The sequence below is a fragment of the Deinococcus humi genome, from assembly GCF_014201875.1.
GTDB lineage: Bacteria > Deinococcota > Deinococci > Deinococcales > Deinococcaceae > Deinococcus > Deinococcus humi.
This window is the reverse complement of the sequence record NZ_JACHFL010000006.1, coordinates 223060-239119: the sequence shown is the minus strand read 5'-3', so window position 1 is coordinate 239119 and position 16060 is coordinate 223060. Positions and strand designations below refer to the sequence as shown.

14 protein-coding genes are annotated in these 16060 nt (G+C 63.2%); 3 read left to right on the top strand and 11 right to left on the bottom strand.

The window, feature by feature from the left end; genetic code table 11:
• Window positions 1-376: 376 nt before the first annotated feature.
• Genes HNQ08_RS13675 through HNQ08_RS13650 form a run of 6 tightly spaced genes read right to left on the bottom strand, consistent with a single transcriptional unit; the run spans window position 377 to window position 6339 of the window.
• A complete protein-coding gene (locus tag HNQ08_RS13675) occupies window positions 377-1030 on the bottom strand; it encodes a hypothetical protein (RefSeq protein WP_184133085.1) in 654 nt (217 codons plus the stop codon).
• A complete protein-coding gene (locus HNQ08_RS13670; RefSeq protein WP_184133083.1) occupies window positions 1027-2211 on the bottom strand; it encodes a permease prefix domain 1-containing protein in 1185 nt (394 codons plus the stop codon). Before HNQ08_RS13670 ends, HNQ08_RS13675 begins: the two co-directional genes overlap by 4 nt.
• 12 nt (window positions 2212-2223) lie before the next feature.
• Window positions 2224-3531 (bottom strand): permease prefix domain 1-containing protein, encoded by a 1308-nt coding sequence (locus HNQ08_RS13665; protein WP_184133080.1) that lies wholly within the window; start codon window positions 3529-3531, stop codon window positions 2224-2226.
• 20 nt (window positions 3532-3551) lie between these two features.
• Window positions 3552-4790: a permease prefix domain 1-containing protein gene (locus HNQ08_RS13660; protein ID WP_184133078.1), complete on the bottom strand. Its 1239-nt coding sequence runs from the start codon at window positions 4788-4790 to the stop codon at window positions 3552-3554.
• The gene (locus HNQ08_RS13655; RefSeq protein WP_184133075.1) at window positions 4787-5977 is read right to left on the bottom strand and encodes a permease prefix domain 1-containing protein; all 1191 of its coding nucleotides are present in this window, start codon (window positions 5975-5977) and stop codon (window positions 4787-4789) included. Before HNQ08_RS13655 ends, HNQ08_RS13660 begins: the two co-directional genes overlap by 4 nt.
• A gap of 17 nt (window positions 5978-5994) precedes the next feature.
• Window positions 5995-6339: a PadR family transcriptional regulator gene (locus HNQ08_RS13650; RefSeq protein WP_425321346.1), complete on the bottom strand. Its 345-nt coding sequence runs from the start codon at window positions 6337-6339 to the stop codon at window positions 5995-5997.
• A gap of 185 nt (window positions 6340-6524) precedes the next feature.
• Here HNQ08_RS13650 and HNQ08_RS13645 point away from each other — a divergent pair, with 185 nt between their 5' ends.
• Complete coding sequence (locus tag HNQ08_RS13645) at window positions 6525-7745, top strand: DUF6624 domain-containing protein (protein ID WP_184133072.1); 1221 nt, start codon at window positions 6525-6527, stop codon at window positions 7743-7745.
• 371 nt (window positions 7746-8116) lie between these two features.
• Here the strand turns inward: HNQ08_RS13645 and HNQ08_RS13640 are convergent, their stop codons facing one another.
• A complete protein-coding gene (locus HNQ08_RS13640) occupies window positions 8117-8692 on the bottom strand; it encodes an AAA family ATPase (RefSeq protein WP_184133069.1) in 576 nt (191 codons plus the stop codon).
• 735 nt (window positions 8693-9427) lie between these two features.
• Here HNQ08_RS13640 and HNQ08_RS13635 point away from each other — a divergent pair.
• Window positions 9428-9958, top strand: a complete 531-nt coding sequence (locus HNQ08_RS13635; RefSeq protein ID WP_229790021.1) for a methyltransferase domain-containing protein — start codon at window positions 9428-9430, stop codon at window positions 9956-9958.
• A 146-nt stretch (window positions 9959-10104) separates the two neighbouring features.
• On the opposite strand, the gene HNQ08_RS13630 is transcribed toward HNQ08_RS13635, so the two are convergent.
• Both HNQ08_RS13630 and HNQ08_RS13625 read right to left on the bottom strand, forming a co-directional pair.
• Window positions 10105-11211: a serine hydrolase domain-containing protein gene (locus HNQ08_RS13630; protein WP_184133062.1), complete on the bottom strand. Its 1107-nt coding sequence runs from the start codon at window positions 11209-11211 to the stop codon at window positions 10105-10107.
• Between the two features lie 51 nt (window positions 11212-11262).
• Window positions 11263-12588 carry an amidohydrolase family protein gene (locus HNQ08_RS13625; protein WP_184133060.1) on the bottom strand — a complete coding sequence of 442 codons (1326 nt, stop codon included), beginning with the start codon at window positions 12586-12588 and terminating at the stop codon, window positions 11263-11265.
• Between the two features lie 55 nt (window positions 12589-12643).
• Between HNQ08_RS13625 and HNQ08_RS13620 the strand changes: the two genes are divergently transcribed.
• Window positions 12644-13321: a helix-turn-helix transcriptional regulator gene (locus HNQ08_RS13620; RefSeq protein WP_184133043.1), complete on the top strand. Its 678-nt coding sequence runs from the start codon at window positions 12644-12646 to the stop codon at window positions 13319-13321.
• Window positions 13322-13405: 84 nt separating this feature from the next.
• Here the strand turns inward: HNQ08_RS13620 and HNQ08_RS13615 are convergent, their stop codons facing one another.
• On the bottom strand, window positions 13406-13618 hold the full coding sequence (locus HNQ08_RS13615) for a hypothetical protein (RefSeq protein ID WP_184133040.1): 213 nt from the start codon (window positions 13616-13618) through the stop codon (window positions 13406-13408).
• Window positions 13619-15770: 2152 nt separating this feature from the next.
• Window positions 15771-16046, bottom strand: coding sequence for a 3'-5' exonuclease family protein (locus HNQ08_RS13610; protein WP_229790022.1), 276 nt, complete (start codon window positions 16044-16046; stop codon window positions 15771-15773).
• Window positions 16047-16060: the final 14 nt, after the last annotated feature.

Below are 16060 nucleotides of genomic sequence, written 5' to 3'. Positions count from 1 at the left end.
AGCAGTGGTGAGGACGCCACCTGTCAGCTTGACGCGTAGGTGCTGTAAAGGACGCAAAAGCCTACACCCCAGCACGGACGTCTCTGGCTCGAGGTGCCCATGCCCTCACTCCCCGTCAAAAAGCGAGGGTGCGTCAAGACGATGGTGACGGTGCCACAACAGAGCTTGAAGATGGTTCCGGCCACTGAAAACGAGCTGCGCGTGAGTCATTGGCCGGCGACGTGAAATTCAGGCCAACTGATCTACGCTGTCCTGCCGGATGATGAAGGCACGGTCCACATGGATTCCGCGGGTGAGGGGACGAACGGACATGTGGGTAGGCTGGAAGCACTTCTGCAGGGGCGTCATGTGGAACCAGGGAGAGCGCTCAGGGCGTCTACCTGGACGCACACTCGGCCGTGAATTGCTCGGCCTGAGCCAGCGCCTCCTCCAGCGGAGGGACGCCGTACGCCGCCCGCTCGGCGTCGGTGGTGGCTGGATCATACGGCTCCAACCTGTAATTGCAGCCCTCGCCCACCCTGAGGTACTGCGTGCCGTACTTCTGCGGTTGACCCAGGCTGCGCTGCCAGCGGTCATACGTCGCCGCATAGATCCACCGCGCGATAGGGTGGGGACTGCTTCCAGGGCGCTCTCCCGCCGCGATCGCCTGGGCCGCCAGCTTACTCGCCAACTCGTAGGCCGCTGGACAGTCGCCATGCTGGAAGAGAAAGGCCGCCCCCACGAAATCTGCCGGGGTGGACAGGCGGCCTGATTGCAGCAGTTTCAGCGTCTGTTCGCGCCGCTCCCGGTCCTCGCGCGCCACCGTCTCCCAGTCAATCGCCCCAGGGCCCGATCGGGCGGCCTGATCCGAGGCAAAAATGTCGGCCATCTGCGCCGAGGCCGCGGCGTCGAAGGTCATGCCGAAGGTGACCGTCCCCAGGGCGGGCGTGCAGTTCGCCCCTTGGAGCGTAACAGTGACAGGGGTCCGGTGGCCGCCGCCCGCGTTTGCCAGCGAGAAGAGCGCCAGCCCCAGGAGCCACCAGCGCTTCATGGGTTCACCACCTTCACCTGCCCGGGATCCAGCACCGTCAGCTTGAGGCTTCGCAGGTCTGAGGCGTCGAACCTGTAGACGATCACCGCCACCTTCCCCTGGGCCGTGGCAGCGTCCATAGCCTCCACAGAGTCAACGATCAGTGGCGCACTCTGCCTGGTGAGTCCCACATCCAACGCTCCGCCGCTCAGACTCCGGACACTCAGCAGATCCGTCTCACCCCCACGGAGCCTGGAGCTGTTCTGCAGCACCGCGTAAAGGTCGCCGTCCAGGCCAAGCACGGCCAGCCGGGGCGAAGGTGGCCCGCCCGGCTTGGGCTGACCCGGCATGGCGAGGGTGATCGGGAGGGGCAGCGCGCTGTTGGTCTGCCGTTCGCTCATCAGCGCGAAGGTCAGCAAATCCGTGGCCTGGACGGGTGCCGCCGAGGTGCCTAGCTGCAACGTCACGTCCCCTACACTTAGCACCGGATTGGTGAGGCCGTCCAGGTGCAGCGGCAGTGAGGTGACCTGTTTCAGAAAGGGAATGATCAGACTGCTGTCCAGATACCGTTCGCCCTGGATGTCACGGGTGATATAGGTCGCGTCCGGAATATCACTTTTTGGCCCGCCGTAGATAGAGAGAGGCGTCGTTGGCGTGGCCCCTGCCTGATCACTAACAGGAATGCCACCCGCGCGTAAAGCGGTTAATAGATCGGCCACCTTCAACGCCACCGGGCCGTTCATGGGGAGACCGCGGCGACAGTCTGCCTGGTACCGTTCGGCACCTTCCGGTGCGCCAAGAACGCGCTCGAGCGATTCCCGTTGTGCGACGGGCATGGCAGCCAGCTCCTGCGCGGTGGGCGGACGGCAAATGGTTTGAAGGTCCATGGACGAATACGCCGAGTTGATGACGGCCACCTGTGCCAGCGCCTGCAAGCCCAGGAGCCCGGCCACGCCTGTGAATGCCAGCACTTTCAAGGTCTGCGGCAGCGTATGAACCTCACCCAGTTCCCGTGCAATGGCCCGGGGACTGCCCAGATCGCGCAGAGCCGCAGTGGTGGCTTCAGTTTCATTCAACCCCAGCAGGCGGTGGCGGTAGATCTTGTCCTCAATGGCCCCACGCAACTCGGTCTGGGCCTCGCGTTTCTTCTGCCCCCACAACCCTCGGGTGGCGCGCCTGACAAATTGCTCTTCTGGGTTCATGGTGGTCTCCTTTCAGGGCGAGGGATTGACGCGGAGTTGAGCAGCGGGTACCGGGCTGTACGTCAGGTGGTGTAGATCAGTGGCGTCCAACCGATAGACCAGCAGGGCCCGTTGCCCACCTTCCGTTGCCTGTAACAGTTCGGGCAGCGAAGCCACCAGTTTCGCGGGCGCACTCCCCGGCCCGTATGTCAACGGCGCAGGCAAGATGCCGCCCTGGACGGCGCGGACACTCAGGCCATAAAGGCTTTCACGCTGGTCGTCCGCGCACCCACACGAGGGACGCACAAGGTCGGCATTGCCCAACAGACCGTAGAGTGTCCCGTCTGGGCTATTGACGCGCAGCTGGTCCTGCTTGTTCGGCGCCTTCAGGGAATCAGGAAAGACGCCAATGGCGGCGCGGGGCGACGTCTTGAGCTGGGGCAACGTCGGTTCCAGTCGGTCCAGCAGAATCCCGCCATACAGGTCCGTGGCCAGCAGGGGTGGGTCCGAGAGGCCCAGCTGGAGCTTGGCCTGCCCGACGGTCACAACGGGGTTGTGCAGGCCGCTGATCTGGAGGGGACCCGTGGTCATGCGGGTCAGGGCAGTCACCAAGGACACCGCGCCCACATACGCCTCGCCCGCAACGGTCTGGGGCGCCAGGACGAGCAGCTGATTCGGCGCTTCACCAGGGACACTCAGGTGGAACATGTCGTCCGTGCCCAGGACAGGCGCAAATCTGATGCCGCCCGCCTGCAGCGCGGCAACCACATCTGAAAGGCGCAGGAGCCGACTGCCAGGGGTGGGGGACGCTCTGAGACATTCCGCCGTCACGTTGTCGCGTCCACCGGGCTGGCCCAACAGTTGGCGAATGGCACTGGCCTCACTGGACGGGAGCTTGTTCAGCACGGCTTCCTCGAGTGCCTGAGCGCCCCCGGGCCGAGCAAGTTGCCGCTGCACATCAGCGGAGGTGGCCCCTGGAAACAAGGACAGGTAGGCAGCTTCGAACGTACAGATCGGGGTCTGTCCCGGGAGGGGAATCGCCCTGACGGTGGCCACCTGCGCCACCGCCTGAAGGCTCAGCATGGCCCCAATGCTGACGAACAGCGTGGTCTTCAACAGCTGTGGCAGCGTATGCACCTCACCCAGTTCGCGGGCAATGGTCCGGGGACTGCCTAGATCACGCAGGGCAGCAGTGGTGGCTTCAGTTTCGTTCAATCCCAGCAGGCGGTGGCGGTGGATCTTGTCTTCGATTGCGCCGCGGAGTTCAGTCTGGGCGTCGCGTTTCTTCTCGCCCCACAACCCACGGGTGGCGCGCTTTAGATAACTGTCCACCTCGTTCATGGTCTTTGCTCCTCTCAATCTCACAATGACCCTTGCACTTCGATTTGACTAGCAGGAACAAGCGTCAACTTGAGATCCCGGAGGTCCGAGGCGTTCAACCGATAGACGATCACCGCCTCTTTGCCCTGGGCCGTGGCGGCGTCCATGGCGGCCACCGAACCCACGATGAGTGGCCGTCTGGAACGGTCCAGCAGGACATCCAGTCCGCTTCTGCTCAGGCTCTGGACACTCAGCAGATCTACCTCGCCTCCACGAAGCCTGGCGCTATTCTGCAGCACCGCGAACAGTTCGCCATCCTGACCCTTGATCGTCAGCCGGGGCGAATGTGAAACGGGCAGGCTGGACTGATTCAGCACCGAGAGTGTCACAGGCAGCGGCAGAGCGCTGTTCACGCGCCGTTCGTCGAGCAGCGCGAAGGCCAGCAGATCGGTGGCCTGGACGGGCGCTGCCGGGCTGCCCAATTGCAGGTTGACCTGCCCCACGCTCAGCACTGGATTGGTCAAGCCATTCAGGTGCAGCGGCTGTTCGAGCACCTGCTTGAGAAAGGGAATCACCATGGGCGCATTCAGATAGCGCTGGCCCTGAATGTCATCGACGAGGAAGACAGCGCCGGGCAGGACGGTCCTGTTGCCCGTAAAGCTGAACAGTGGACTGGCGGCATTCGCAAAATCCTGACCAACGATGTTGACGTCCCCATCCTGGACTGTCATCAAGAGTCCATCGTCCTGTCCTGGAACGGCGATACCACCCGCTCGCAAGGCCGTCATCAGGTCAGCGACGTTCAGCAGCACCCGCCCTTTCAGGGAAGCGCTCAGGCAATTTTCAAGGAATTGCTGAGATCCTCCCTGCGCTTTCAGGTTCTGCCCAGTCTCTTCCTGTTGTTTTGTGGTCAGGGCCGACCGTTCCTGTGGAGTGGAGAAGCGGCAGGTGGGCTGGACATCGGAGGGCAGGTAGGCGGACTGCACGGTCGGCACCTGCGCCGCGGCCTGAAAGCTGAGCGTGGCCCCAACACCGACCAACAACATGATTTTCAACATCTGCGGCACGGTATGGACCTCATTTAAGTCGCGGGCGATGGACCGGGGACTGCCCAGATCGCGCAGGGCGGCGGTGATGGCCTCGGTTTCACTCAACCCCAGCAGGCGGTGACGGTAGACCTTGTCCTCAATAGCCCCCCGCAACTCTGTCTGGGCGTCACGTCTCTTCTGACCCCACAGTCCCCGGGTTGCCTGCTGGAGATAACGGTGGACGGATTTCATTGGTTCCCCGGGGGCTTGACGGTGAGACGAAGCTGCGAGGCGGGGACCTCAGTCAGGGTCATGTCACGCAGATCAGCGGCGTTCAGGCGATACACCATCACTGCGTTCTCCTTCCGAGCAGTCGCTGCATCCAGCTCCTCCAGGGTGGTCACCAGTCGGGGCGCGGGCGTGACCGCCTGGAAGGCGATGGGGATGGAACCGTCCAGGCGTTCGCGCACCATCAGCCATTCTGAAGAGTTGCCCTTGAGGCGCTCGAAGTTCTGAAAGATCGCAAAGAGGTCTCCGTCCTGACCGGGTACCGACAGGTGGGGCGCGGAAGGCTCAGGCGAGCCGCCGTCCACGCCATACGCCAGTACTGCTGGCCGGGGCAGGTTCAGGTTCTCGGGGCCACGCAGGATGACGCCTGCCACCACGTTGGTCCGGAGGATGGGCGCGCGCTCCGTGCCCAGTTGCAGCTGCACCTGACCCACCTGCAAGACAGGGTTGCGCGCGCCACTGAGCCGCAGGGGCTGCGTCGTCGCAAGACTCAGAAATGCGATCAGGTCGCCCGTTCCGATGTAGCGCTCGCCGCCAATGTCCGTGGTGTGGTACAGCGGACCGGGCGTGTCGTGGTTCGCCCCGGTGTAGAGAATTAGCGGCGTCGTGGAGGTGGCGGAGGTGGAATCCGTCTGATCTCCTACCTGGATCCCTCCAGCCTTGAGGGCGGCCAGAACATCACTGACCTTCAGCAGAGGAGTCCCCACAATGGGCACGTCTCCATTCCGGCACTTTTGAACGAACGCCTGCGCGCCGCCGTAACGAGCAAGATGCTGGCGGTACTGCTCCTGGATGGCGAGCGTGGCCGTTTGCAGTTCAGCAGGCGTGGCGACACGGCAGGTGTTGTCGATGGAACTGGCCGTATAGGCGGTTCCGATGGATTGAATTTGCGCCACTGCCTGGAAGCCGAGCAGGCCAGCCAGCCCGAGCAGCAACGTCATTCCGGCGATATGTGGTCCCGTGTGGACACGGTTGAGGTCACGGGCGATCGCGGCAGGACTGCCCAGATCCCGCAGGGCCACATGTTGGGCCTCAACCTCGTCAAGCCCGCTCAGACGGTGGCGGTAGACTTTGTCCTCAATGGCCCCGCGCAACTCGGTCTGAGCATCGCGTTTCTTCTGCCCCCACAACCCACGGGTAGCCCGCTTCAAGTATCGATCCACCTCGCTCATACGCTGCCGCCGATCACGCCGCGCACCGCACTTGCAAAGCGTTCGTACTTCTCGCGCTGCTCACGCAGTTCGGTTCGGCCCGTAGGGGTCAGGGTGTAGACCTTGACCGGGCTGCCCCCACGGGGCAGTTGCTGGAACTCACCTGAAATCCAACCCGCTTTCTCCAGTCGGTGCAGCGCCGGATACAGCGTGCCCTCGCGCAGGTTGAAGAAGCCATCGGTGGCGGCCTGCACGTCAGCGATGATCTGACCACCGTAACGAGGACTGTCCTCCAGGGTGGCGAGCAGGAGCAGATCGAGGTGGCCTTTGAGTTGCTGGGGGTCCATTGCGGGGGTGTTCATCCATCCTCCTGAGGCACCGGGGGCGTCCACAATCTCACCATAGTTTTCCGATGTAGGTGTAGCTTATGCCTACCAGCATCGGAAAGCAAGGGGGCTTGGTAAGCAATGTGCAGTGGAATTGAGCCTAAGAAGGCGTTGACCTGCGGGATGACAACCATGTCGGCCGTGCCAGACTGGAGCACACCATGACGAGCAGACACAGCGGACAGAAATGGGTGATGGTTGGCATCCTGGCCGCCCTGGGCACCGCGTCCGCCCAGGGCAACTCTCTGCCGGATGAAACGGCATGCGCGAAGATCGTCGCCCCGAACGCCGCGCCGACGAGTCCGGCATTCACGCAGGCCGTGCACGCGACCGTATCTGCTTACACGCAACACGTTCAGGCATTGATCGCCCGACTGGGCCACCGGCCACCCACGGACGCCGATCTGGAGGCGCTCAATGCAGTGTCCCGAGAGATCGACACCTACCTGGCCCGTCTGCTGGCCGTCACAGGCTGGCCCGAGGATCCGGGACTGAGGACCGAGATCGGTGCGTGGCCGCTGATCAGTGATCCTGAGGTGTTGTGGTGCGCTGGACCCGTCGCCCTGGTTCGGGCGACAACACCGGCTCAGCGGGCACAGGCGGCGAGAATGATCGATCAGGCGCTCGTGTCAGTTGGCGAGAAGCAGCGGTATGGGACGATGGTCACCCGCCGTGGCTCACGGCTGGTCCCGCTCCCCATCGAGGATGAGGCGACGGTGGACGCCCGGCGGACTGCCGCTGGTCTCCCTTCCTTGAAAGACCAGCTCACCCAGCTGAACGCCAGTCAACCACCCCGCCCAGTCCCGGAAGGGTTAAAGCAGCCGGTGGTGCTGCGTGAGGTCTGCCGGAAGTTCACCAGCGCCCGCGCGCTCAACACGCCACTGACGCCGGGCCAGATCGATGCTTTGGACGAACAGGCAGCCGTGCTGGTCGAGCAGGATCAGGCCAGTCGTATGGGACAGAGCGGGGCGCGGTCAGTCGCCGACGTGGACCGAGAATCGACGGTCTGGCTCAAAGAGGTGCTGCGCCAGCGGGGCTGGCCGAGCAAGAACCGCAGCACGCCGGAACTGGCCTTCAACGCGTGGCTCCTGACGCAGCATGCTGACCTGAAGCCCTCGCTGCAGGCCTGTATCCTCGACCTGATTGGGCAGCAGCTCAGCTCCCAGGGTGAGGCACAGAACCTGGCCTACCTGACCGATCGGGTCCGGCTGGCGGCGGGCCAGCCGCAGCTCTACGGGACGCAGGTGATGACCGACGACGTGCAGGGCACCGCCTTTCCCCGGATGCTGGAGGACCCCGCGCATGTCAACGAGCGGCGGGCCCGGATTGGCCTGGAACCGATTGAAGAGTACCTGAAAGGGTTCGAGCGCCCGAGACCGTGATTGAGCGCCGATCAGACTTGCGCTGTCGGCCGGCCCAAGCGTCGGTCACCAGAGCCACCTCAATACTTTCCAGCGATTGAGATGGAGTGAGCTCGGTGTGGTGTGCCAGCTCCTGAGAGACCGTCAGAACGGGACGGATAGAACAGGTGACGCGGGCCAGAGCACCCAGCACGATTGTTGGTGTCCATGACCTTTTGCAACAGGTTCAGTGCGGCCCTCAGAGGAACCCGGGCAACTATGGCGCTCGTGAGTAGCCGTGCTGCTGCCCAGTCCACCGGCTGCAGGGTGGCGGAGCGGAGAGGCAAAGCAGCCGGAACAGGGGTTCAGAAAGCTGAGGTGAAGAGCGGCGCCGATGCGTCCAGCGTGTGGATTCACGGAGTGTCAGGTGCTGAGGGCTTCTGGGAGGTACAAGTCCTGACTGACTCTACAAAAGCTAGAACCTGATCAAAATAATCCTCATTTTCAGAAGTATCAATACGTAGGAGTGGCTGTCCTATGGCAGGGGGTTCTTCAAAATAGGACCAACGATCTGACTCGTCGGCATAGCGTTTTGCCAGTTCTCTAATATTGAACCACAAATGACGATGGGCGGCCCGGAGGGAATAACGCTCTACGCGAATATCACGGGCACAATCAAGATGGATATGGCTTGTTGTTGAATAAGCAAGGAGTGGTCTAACCTCGTCAACAGCTCTAAATTGATCCAGACTACTGTCAATGATAAGATTGGAGCCTCCCTTGAGGAGATCAAGAGCGAGAGCATACATGACCTTCCATGTTGCTGACGAAAGACTTGACGTCGCCTCTTGGGCTAAGGCGTCGTGCAGAATTTCTTGAAGTCGATCACGAGATAAAAGCGGCCACCCTAGAGTCGCTGCCAAACCAACTGCCAAGCTGCTTTTTCCACTTGCTGGCGCACCTGTAATAAGAACAAGATGGGAAGCCACAACCCACTTTACAAAAGTTGTTCTACTTCGTCGGTCATTGATAGCTCGACGCGCGCTAGGAACAGCGTCTGCACGTCCGGGCGTCCGGCAACTCCATCGGCGCTCAGCAAAGGTTTGGGCCCGTCTGCATGGTAGAGCGGGCCCATAGTACGCACTCACTGGATGCTCTTGCTCCTACTCCTTGATCCAGGCCACCGCGAGATCAAGGCATTTGGCCTGCGTCGTGTCGAGTCGGAGCAGGGAGCATCCAGAGCTCACGGCATCCAGCACACCTCAGGAGGAAGATCCTCCTGCTGAAACGGTTGGGGGATGTACGGCCGCTTTCCTAAGGCGTCCTGCTCTGCATGCGGCCGCTTGAGTTCCGATCAGGGCGCCTATAAAATATGGGCAAGGTGGGCCCGATGGGTGATGGCCAGGTCCAGCAGGTGCTCTTCGATGATGTGGCGGTAAAAATGGTTTTCGACAATGACACTGCCGCTCGCGGCCAGAATGACAGCGGCGACGTGCCACAGGAGTGCGTCACTCTGGTGGAGGCAGACCTTGAGAACACCTCCAAAAAATGTAAGCAGGAGGACGGGAGGGGAGGGCAGTACTGTAGAGGCAATGCCGCCCTTGCCTCATTCCAAAGCATGGTACGCCCACCTCGCGGCTGAGCTCGGCGGATACCACCATCCGTGGCGTCGTGTCCTAGATGGGCCCGATCCAGAACAGACCTTTGACCTTCTCCTGGAACAAGTGCTCCGTCCGGATGCGCGGGTCCTGGAAGCCGGCTGCGGTCACGGCCCAGATGCCCTTCGCTTCGGCCAAACCGTCCAGCAGTGGATCGCCTATGATCAGGTCCCAGAACTGCTGGAGATGGCCAGGCGGAACGCCCCGCACGCCGTGTTTGAGGAATGGAATGGGAAAGATGCCCTGCCCGCCGCGTTGCAGGACCCTTTTGATGTGATCGTCTCTCGCCGTGGGCCGACGAGCATCATCTTGCGTCTGCCTGAACTGGCCGCCCCAGGCGCTCAGTTTCTCTACGTGGGACCTCGTCTGACCGTGCCTCAGGTGGCCGAACGTCTGACGGCCGTTCAGTGGAGGATCGTGGCAGAGTGGAGCATTTCCGTTCAGGCCTATGCACCGACCTGGGAGGACTGGCGGATGCGCGGTGAGTGGATGGACGAGCCCGTATCCAGAGCGGACTGGGAGGCAGGCGTCACCCCACAAGGCATGCCCTACCGGGAAGAACGGTATGTGGTCCTGGCCAGAGCGACATCGTCGTAAACAGGGCGGCGGCACGAAATCTGGGAAATATTGGGGCTTATCTTCAGGGACCCTGTGGTCAACGGAGTTGTCGCTGGGGCTGAACACTCAGAGTGCATAGGGTTGAAGGGCCAGGAAGACCGGTGGAACGTGATTCCACCAGCGCGTTACGGCGCGACGAGCGAAAGGACGAGGTCATTGAAGCTGGCGAAGTTGCTGGCCCTCTCCCTGGCCTGTGGATGACCCCAGGCGATCAGGCGCACGGCCACCAGTTTCGCCTCCTGATGCACAATCAGGTGTTGTCCCAGGTCCCCATCGTGACGGACCCCCACCCTGGGTCCATGCTCCTGCGTCATCCAGCCTTTCCCCGGCAACACCGGCAGTTCCGGCGGAACCACCCCCGCCGCGCGGATCAGCGTGATCAACTCGGCCCGGCTCACATCGGTGCACAGACACTGGCGAAGCGCAGCCAGCTGCTGAGGCGTTCCCCCCAGTTCAGCGACATTCTGAAGCTCTCGCTCGGTCACGCTGTGGCGCGTCCAGGCGAACAGCATCCACCACAGCAAGCCCATGGTGTTCTCCACAGGTGTCGCGGGCTGCGTACTCTCCTCGATCCACTCCCGTGAGATCAGCGGCGCTCCGTCCACCTCACCGCCATCGAGCGTCAGTTGCCCCAGTCGGGCCAGATCACGGGGGCGAAGGCTCAGCCCCGACATGCCGTGCGGATTGCCCGCCTCATCGCGCGCCCAAGACCAGTCCTCAATGCCCAGCGGCCCGAACAGTTCGGCACGGGCAAAGTCGTCGGCCTTGTGCCCCGTGGCGCGTTCCAGCACGCTGCAGATCAGGTTGACCGCTTTGTTGTTGTAGGCAAAGTGTGTCCCCGGTGGATGGTCCAGCTCCGCGCAGAGGGCCAGCTGCACGAGATCGGGGCTGGGGTAGATCTCCTGGTGGGCGATGGGCAGGTTCTGCAGGCCGCTGGTGTGGGTGAGCAGGTGGCGCAGGGTGAGGTGGCGCTTGCGGCCCTGCTGCCATTCGGGATACAGGTCACGGATGGGGAGGTCCACGTCTGGCAGATGGCCCAGCGTGACCGCGCGCCCAACAAGGAGACTCAACACCGCCTTGGTCACGCTCATGGTCTCGATGGGGCGGTCTCCCTGATCGTCCAGGAGCTCGTTCACCAGCGGTTCGCCGTGGTGGAGAATGACCAGCGCGCTGCTGTTGGCGTCACGCGCGGCCTGGATCAGGTCGTCCAGACGGGACTGCAGGATGGTCATGAACCCAAGGTAACGCGGGGGAAGACAGCAGCCTTCCACATTTGAGTCACATCAGGCTAAAACGTCGCCCGGGGAGGTGCGATCGACAGTGGAAGTGGGAAAATGCTGCCCCGGTTGCAGGACGCCGTTCTGCATGACGAGCTCCACGGCGCGCAGGTCCGTCAGTCGCCGGTCCGGCTGGCCCCGCACCACCAGCAAGTCCGCCGCAGCGCCCCGCCGCAACTGGCCCAGGTCATCACCGCCCAGCACCCGCGCCGCCGCCCAGGTCGCGGCCCGCACTGCCTCCAGCGGTGTCATGCCACAGCCCACAAGGAGGTCCAGTTCCGCGTGCAGGGCCCAGCCCGGCAGCGTGTCCGGCGCTGCGGGGCTGTCGGTCCCGGCCACCACGCAGCCGCCCAAGTCGAGCATCTCGCGGACCAGGGCACGGGCCAGGCGCAGGTCTGCACGCGCCGACCGTCGGTGGCCTTCGGGCAGGGCGCGCAGCGGCGCCCACTGAGGCTCAAAACTGCGCGCGCGCTCATTGGCAAAGCCGGCGTTGGGCCAGCGCTGATGACCGAGTTCACCCGCCAGGCCTGCGAGCGTCACCAGGGTCGGAACCAGGGCGACGCCCGCGCTGACGGTGGTGCGCGCGAGGTGCCGCACCAGCCTGGCGTCCAGCACCTCGGCGTAGGGGTCCCCGCCGAGCCGAGTGAGCGCCAGCGCGTAGCCACTGGCATGCTCGATGCTCCGCACGCCCGCCCGGATTGCGTCAAGAGCGTCCACTTGCGCGCCGTCCAGACCTCGCGTGCAGAGAAGGCCCAGGTCCGTCATCACCGGCAGGCCACGCGCCTCGGCCCGGCAGGCCGAGGCGCGGTACACGTCCACCTCGAGCTGCTCATACAGCTTTACGACGTCCATGCCCGCGTCGGCGAGGGTCTCCACTGCGCGGACCGCGTCTGAAGGCGTCTCGAGCACCCATGCCCCCGCATCACGGTCGCCGACGCGGCCCAGCACGCCCTGACCGAACTGTCCGAAGACGCTGCTTGGAGCATCAAGGGCGGGACCTGCGGCGAACACCCTGGGACCTGACGGCGAAGCACGCAGGTCAGTCACGTTGTTCAGCGAGCCGGCCGCGTCACGAATGGTGGTGACGCCCGCCTCTAGAGACAACGGGGTGTAGTGAGGCCGGGCGTGCACGTGCAGGTCAATGAGCCCGGGCAGAATGGTGGCCTCTCCCAAGGCGACCGATCGCGCGTCCAAGGGCACGCTGACGGCCTCCACCGGACCGACGTCGACGATCTGCCCTTCGTGGGTCAGGACCACGCCGCGCTCGATCACCTGGCCAGTGGCGGGGGCGAGCAGACGGCCATACAGGGCGAGGGGTTGGAGATTCGGCATGTCTTTGAGCTTCGCCCGCCTTCTAGTCACGGGATAAGCTCATGTTGTGAGTAGCATGTCGTCCATCACTGAGCCGCAGGCCGTCCGGCTGCTGGAACATCCAAGGGTTCGTCGAGTGCTCGGGTGCTTCCAGGGGAAGGCCAGCACGGTCGCCGCGGCCGCAGGCACACTGGACGTGGACCTCCGCGTGGTGCACCGGGACGTCACGAACCTCCTGGCGGCCGGGTTGCTGCGGATCGAACGGGCGGAGCCGCGGGCGGGACGCGCGGTCCGCTGGTACCGGGCGGCGTCCGATGCGTACTTCGTCCCCTTTCACGCGACGCGGGCGATCAGCGCGTCCCGCCTCGAAGAGCGGTTCACAGAGCGTCAGGACGCGCGGTTCAGGGAGGCGTTCGTGCGGGCCTTTGAAAGGGCGCTGGAGGAACAGAGCCCGGACCGCGAATGGGGGCTGCGGGTGTATTTCGATGGCGAGCGGGCACAGGTCGACGAGGGCTACGCCGACGCGGAGCTGCGCGGAGCGATCACCGGCTGGCAGGGACCGACTGGGCCGTTCCTGATGGGCAGCCCGGAGTACCGGTTGACGCCGGAACAGACGCGGGAAGCGCAGGTGACGTTGATCCGCCTGATGGGACAACTGCAGAGCTACCACCAAGAGAACAAACGCGTGGGGCGCGGCGCGCCCGTGCTGGTGCGGGTCGGCGTCGCGCCTCTGGATGAAGACGTCGGCGGTTAATCCGGAGGCGGGGAGAAAGGAGGACAGGCCCAGTTGAATTTGATACCTGCAGACGTGCTGGAGATGGATTGCCATTCCACGCTGTCAGGACCGGGGCAACAGGTGTCGGCGGATCAGCAGCATCTGTCCACGGTGGCTGAGCTCGTCCTCGAAGACGTGGAACCACGCCCAGTGGTGATTCACCAGCGCTCCGTCCAGCAGGGTGAACTCGCATGCGAGCCACGCGTCGTCCTGCTGAGCCAGGCGTTCCAGCGTCTGCTGACGGACCTCGCCCAGCAACTGGGTGTAGTCGGTCACGCCCAGTCCGTGATAGCGCTCGCGCGCCGCCAAGCCCAGTCGCAGGGCTGGGCCCCACTGGGCCTTCTCGGGTGCGGTTGGGTGGCGGCCCTCGAAGGTGGGAACCTGCGTTCGCGGTGACGCTCGAAGTACCGGCGTCCGTCATCGGTGAGGCGCACGTCCTTGCGTCTGCCTTTCCCCGGTCCTGGCTCTGTGCCAGTGTCGGTCGCCCAGCCGCGTGCCCGGAGCCAACTGAGGAGCGTGAGCACTTGGCCGTGGCCCACCTGACTCATTCGGCTGAGGCTGCCGCCGTAATGGCCTTGGGCGTTCGGGCTGGGCAGGGTCAGCGCGGCCATGACTTTGAGGGTGGTGAAGGTCAGGTACGACGGCTCCGGGGGGATATGGTCCGTCCATCTTAGGGCCTGTCCGCAGGGGGCGGGGCGGGTGTTGGCACGCGGGTTTTGGAGACCGGGTGCGAACACAAATGGGGGGGTGTGGGGAAGCCTTGGCCGGGGCCGTTGGAGGGGCAGGAGACGGGGGTGGAACCGGGGGGCTGGCGGGGCTGGAAGGGCATCTAATTAACTCATTGAGACGCTAATAGAAGTTAATTAACTCATTCAACATCTGAGCGGTTCCGGCGGAGGGGGTCTGCATTTCGTGCTGATTAACTCGTTTGTCCTGTTTTTGCTCTTTCCCTCGGTAGAGCCTCTATACACTAATTGACCGGACGGTAAGGGAAATGGACGGGCAAAATAGGGCGGCAAGTCGTCTGTCCTGGGCAGCATTGGCCGGGGCAGGTGGTGAGACATCCTGCGGGTCATGGCTGCACCGTCCACCCCGCGAAATGGGAATGGACAGCACAGCGGGGCAGGCATTGAGGTGTATTCAGCAGGGTCATGCAGGCGAGATTCGGAGTTGCTTTCCTTCCACTCGCGGCAGTGGTCCGGGCATTGTACATGACCAGACTCGGAGCGCAACGGGTGGCATTGCGGCAGACACTCGGAAGGCATTCAGAGGTTCTTCTGGCAGACTGGCGCTCCGTATTTTCGGGGAACGGGGGGCGGTCAGAAGGGGTGGTGTGTGGCTTGCACCAGGGGGGAAGTGACGGGGATCTTCACCTGTGCGGGGCTGACGTTGGACCCTGGGCGTGTGCATTTGAATGACTGGACGCTCCCCGTTCGGTAGCATGACTGGCGCTTGTTTGATGCCAGCGGGGCATGTGACTGCGGGTGTGGTGTGGGGAGAACACGAGTGGATGGGTGGTTGAGGAGAGGTGGTTAGGAAACCCTAAGCGCCCATGCTTACAGGTGTTGTCGCACACGATGACCTGCGCTTTCTGGTGCCTGTCTCTGTTGCAAGCTGGCTTGCTTCTGGGTCTGATCAGCGTGGGTTGGAGGTGGACTGTCTTGTGCTCAGCGGCCTCTTGATTACCTACAGTTGCGTCCTCTGACTGGCGATGGCGACTGCATTTTGTTCTGGCTTGCGGCCCTGGTAAGGTGTTGTCTCCGGCTCCTTGGACTGCTGTTGCGCCTTACGTCACTGGCCTCTTGCTGGTGTTTTACGGTGTTGCATTTGGGCTGTTTGGCGTGAAATGGAGAGCGATGATTGCCAGCGTTGCGGATGTGTAGATGCCTTGACGCTGTGGTTGATGGGTGGAGTGTTGGGCAATTTGGAAACCCTAAGCGTTCGCGCTGAGCTGTTGCTTTCTCGTCTCCCGAGTCGCATCTGCTTGCGCCTGCTGGTGACACCGTACCCACCTTCTGAGTGCACTTTGAGCTGCCTCCGGTGTGTTGTGTTGGCCCTGGTTGGTGCCACGATCTGCCGGACTTCGCCTGCTGAATGGGCCTGCACCTTGCCGTTCTATCCCTCTCCAGTTGAGCTGCCGATTCGCAGACGCTGCAATTCAAACATTCCAAAGCTGCGGCCCTTTCTAGCGAGGTGCTTGTTCTGAGACGGGGATGATCTGGGGGTTGCACCTGATTACTCACCTTTTTTGAGCACTGGCCGTTCCCTGCTGATGCTCTGGCATCTGTGTGCCTTCCCTTGTCTGCCTGTCCTCCAAGGCCAAGTAGGGCCAGTGCGGGCCTCTCCCTTTCCCGGCGCGTGGGCAGACAGAGGCCACTGTCATCCCTTGCAGTGGTCTCTGTCAGGGTTGTCTTTGGGCTGTCTTGGGTCAGTGATCGCCACGGCTGATCTGCACAGGCATCAGCGAGATCAGGCGGGCAATGTTCGCCGCGTCGTCCACTCCCCGGTGGTGGCGGCCCTCCAGTTTGGGTCTGCCAATTCTCAGGGCAGCCTCCATACCCGGTTGCTTTCTCAAGCCTTGCACGTCGTTAGACGCCTGCTTCGCGTTGGTGTGGGCCGGGCCGAATGGGTGAGCGATCTGGCCCTCGGCGCACTCGATTATGAACTTGTTGCGGTCATAGTCTCCCCAGCTTGCCAGTCTCAAGATTCAATTCGCAC

Bases quoted from the DNA above. Each gene is read 5' to 3' on its own strand.
- HNQ08_RS13675 (WP_184133085.1), bottom strand. From the start codon at position 1,030: ATGAAGCGCTGGTGGCTCCTGGGGCTGGCGCTCTTCTCGCTGGCAAAC.
- HNQ08_RS13670 (WP_184133083.1), bottom strand. From the start codon at position 2,211: ATGAACCCAGAAGAGCAATTTGTCAGGCGCGCCACCCGAGGGTTGTGG.
- HNQ08_RS13620 (WP_184133043.1), top strand. From the start codon at position 12,644: ATGTCGTCCATCACTGAGCCGCAGGCCGTCCGGCTGCTGGAACATCCA.
- HNQ08_RS13630 (WP_184133062.1), bottom strand. From the start codon at position 11,211: ATGACCATCCTGCAGTCCCGTCTGGACGACCTGATCCAGGCCGCGCGT.
- HNQ08_RS13660 (WP_184133078.1), bottom strand. From the start codon at position 4,790: ATGAAATCCGTCCACCGTTATCTCCAGCAGGCAACCCGGGGACTGTGG.
- HNQ08_RS13625 (WP_184133060.1), bottom strand. From the start codon at position 12,588: ATGCCGAATCTCCAACCCCTCGCCCTGTATGGCCGTCTGCTCGCCCCC.
- HNQ08_RS13645 (WP_184133072.1), top strand. From the start codon at position 6,525: ATGACGAGCAGACACAGCGGACAGAAATGGGTGATGGTTGGCATCCTG.
- HNQ08_RS13665 (WP_184133080.1), bottom strand. From the start codon at position 3,531: ATGAACGAGGTGGACAGTTATCTAAAGCGCGCCACCCGTGGGTTGTGG.
- HNQ08_RS13650 (WP_425321346.1), bottom strand. From the start codon at position 6,339: ATGAACACCCCCGCAATGGACCCCCAGCAACTCAAAGGCCACCTCGAT.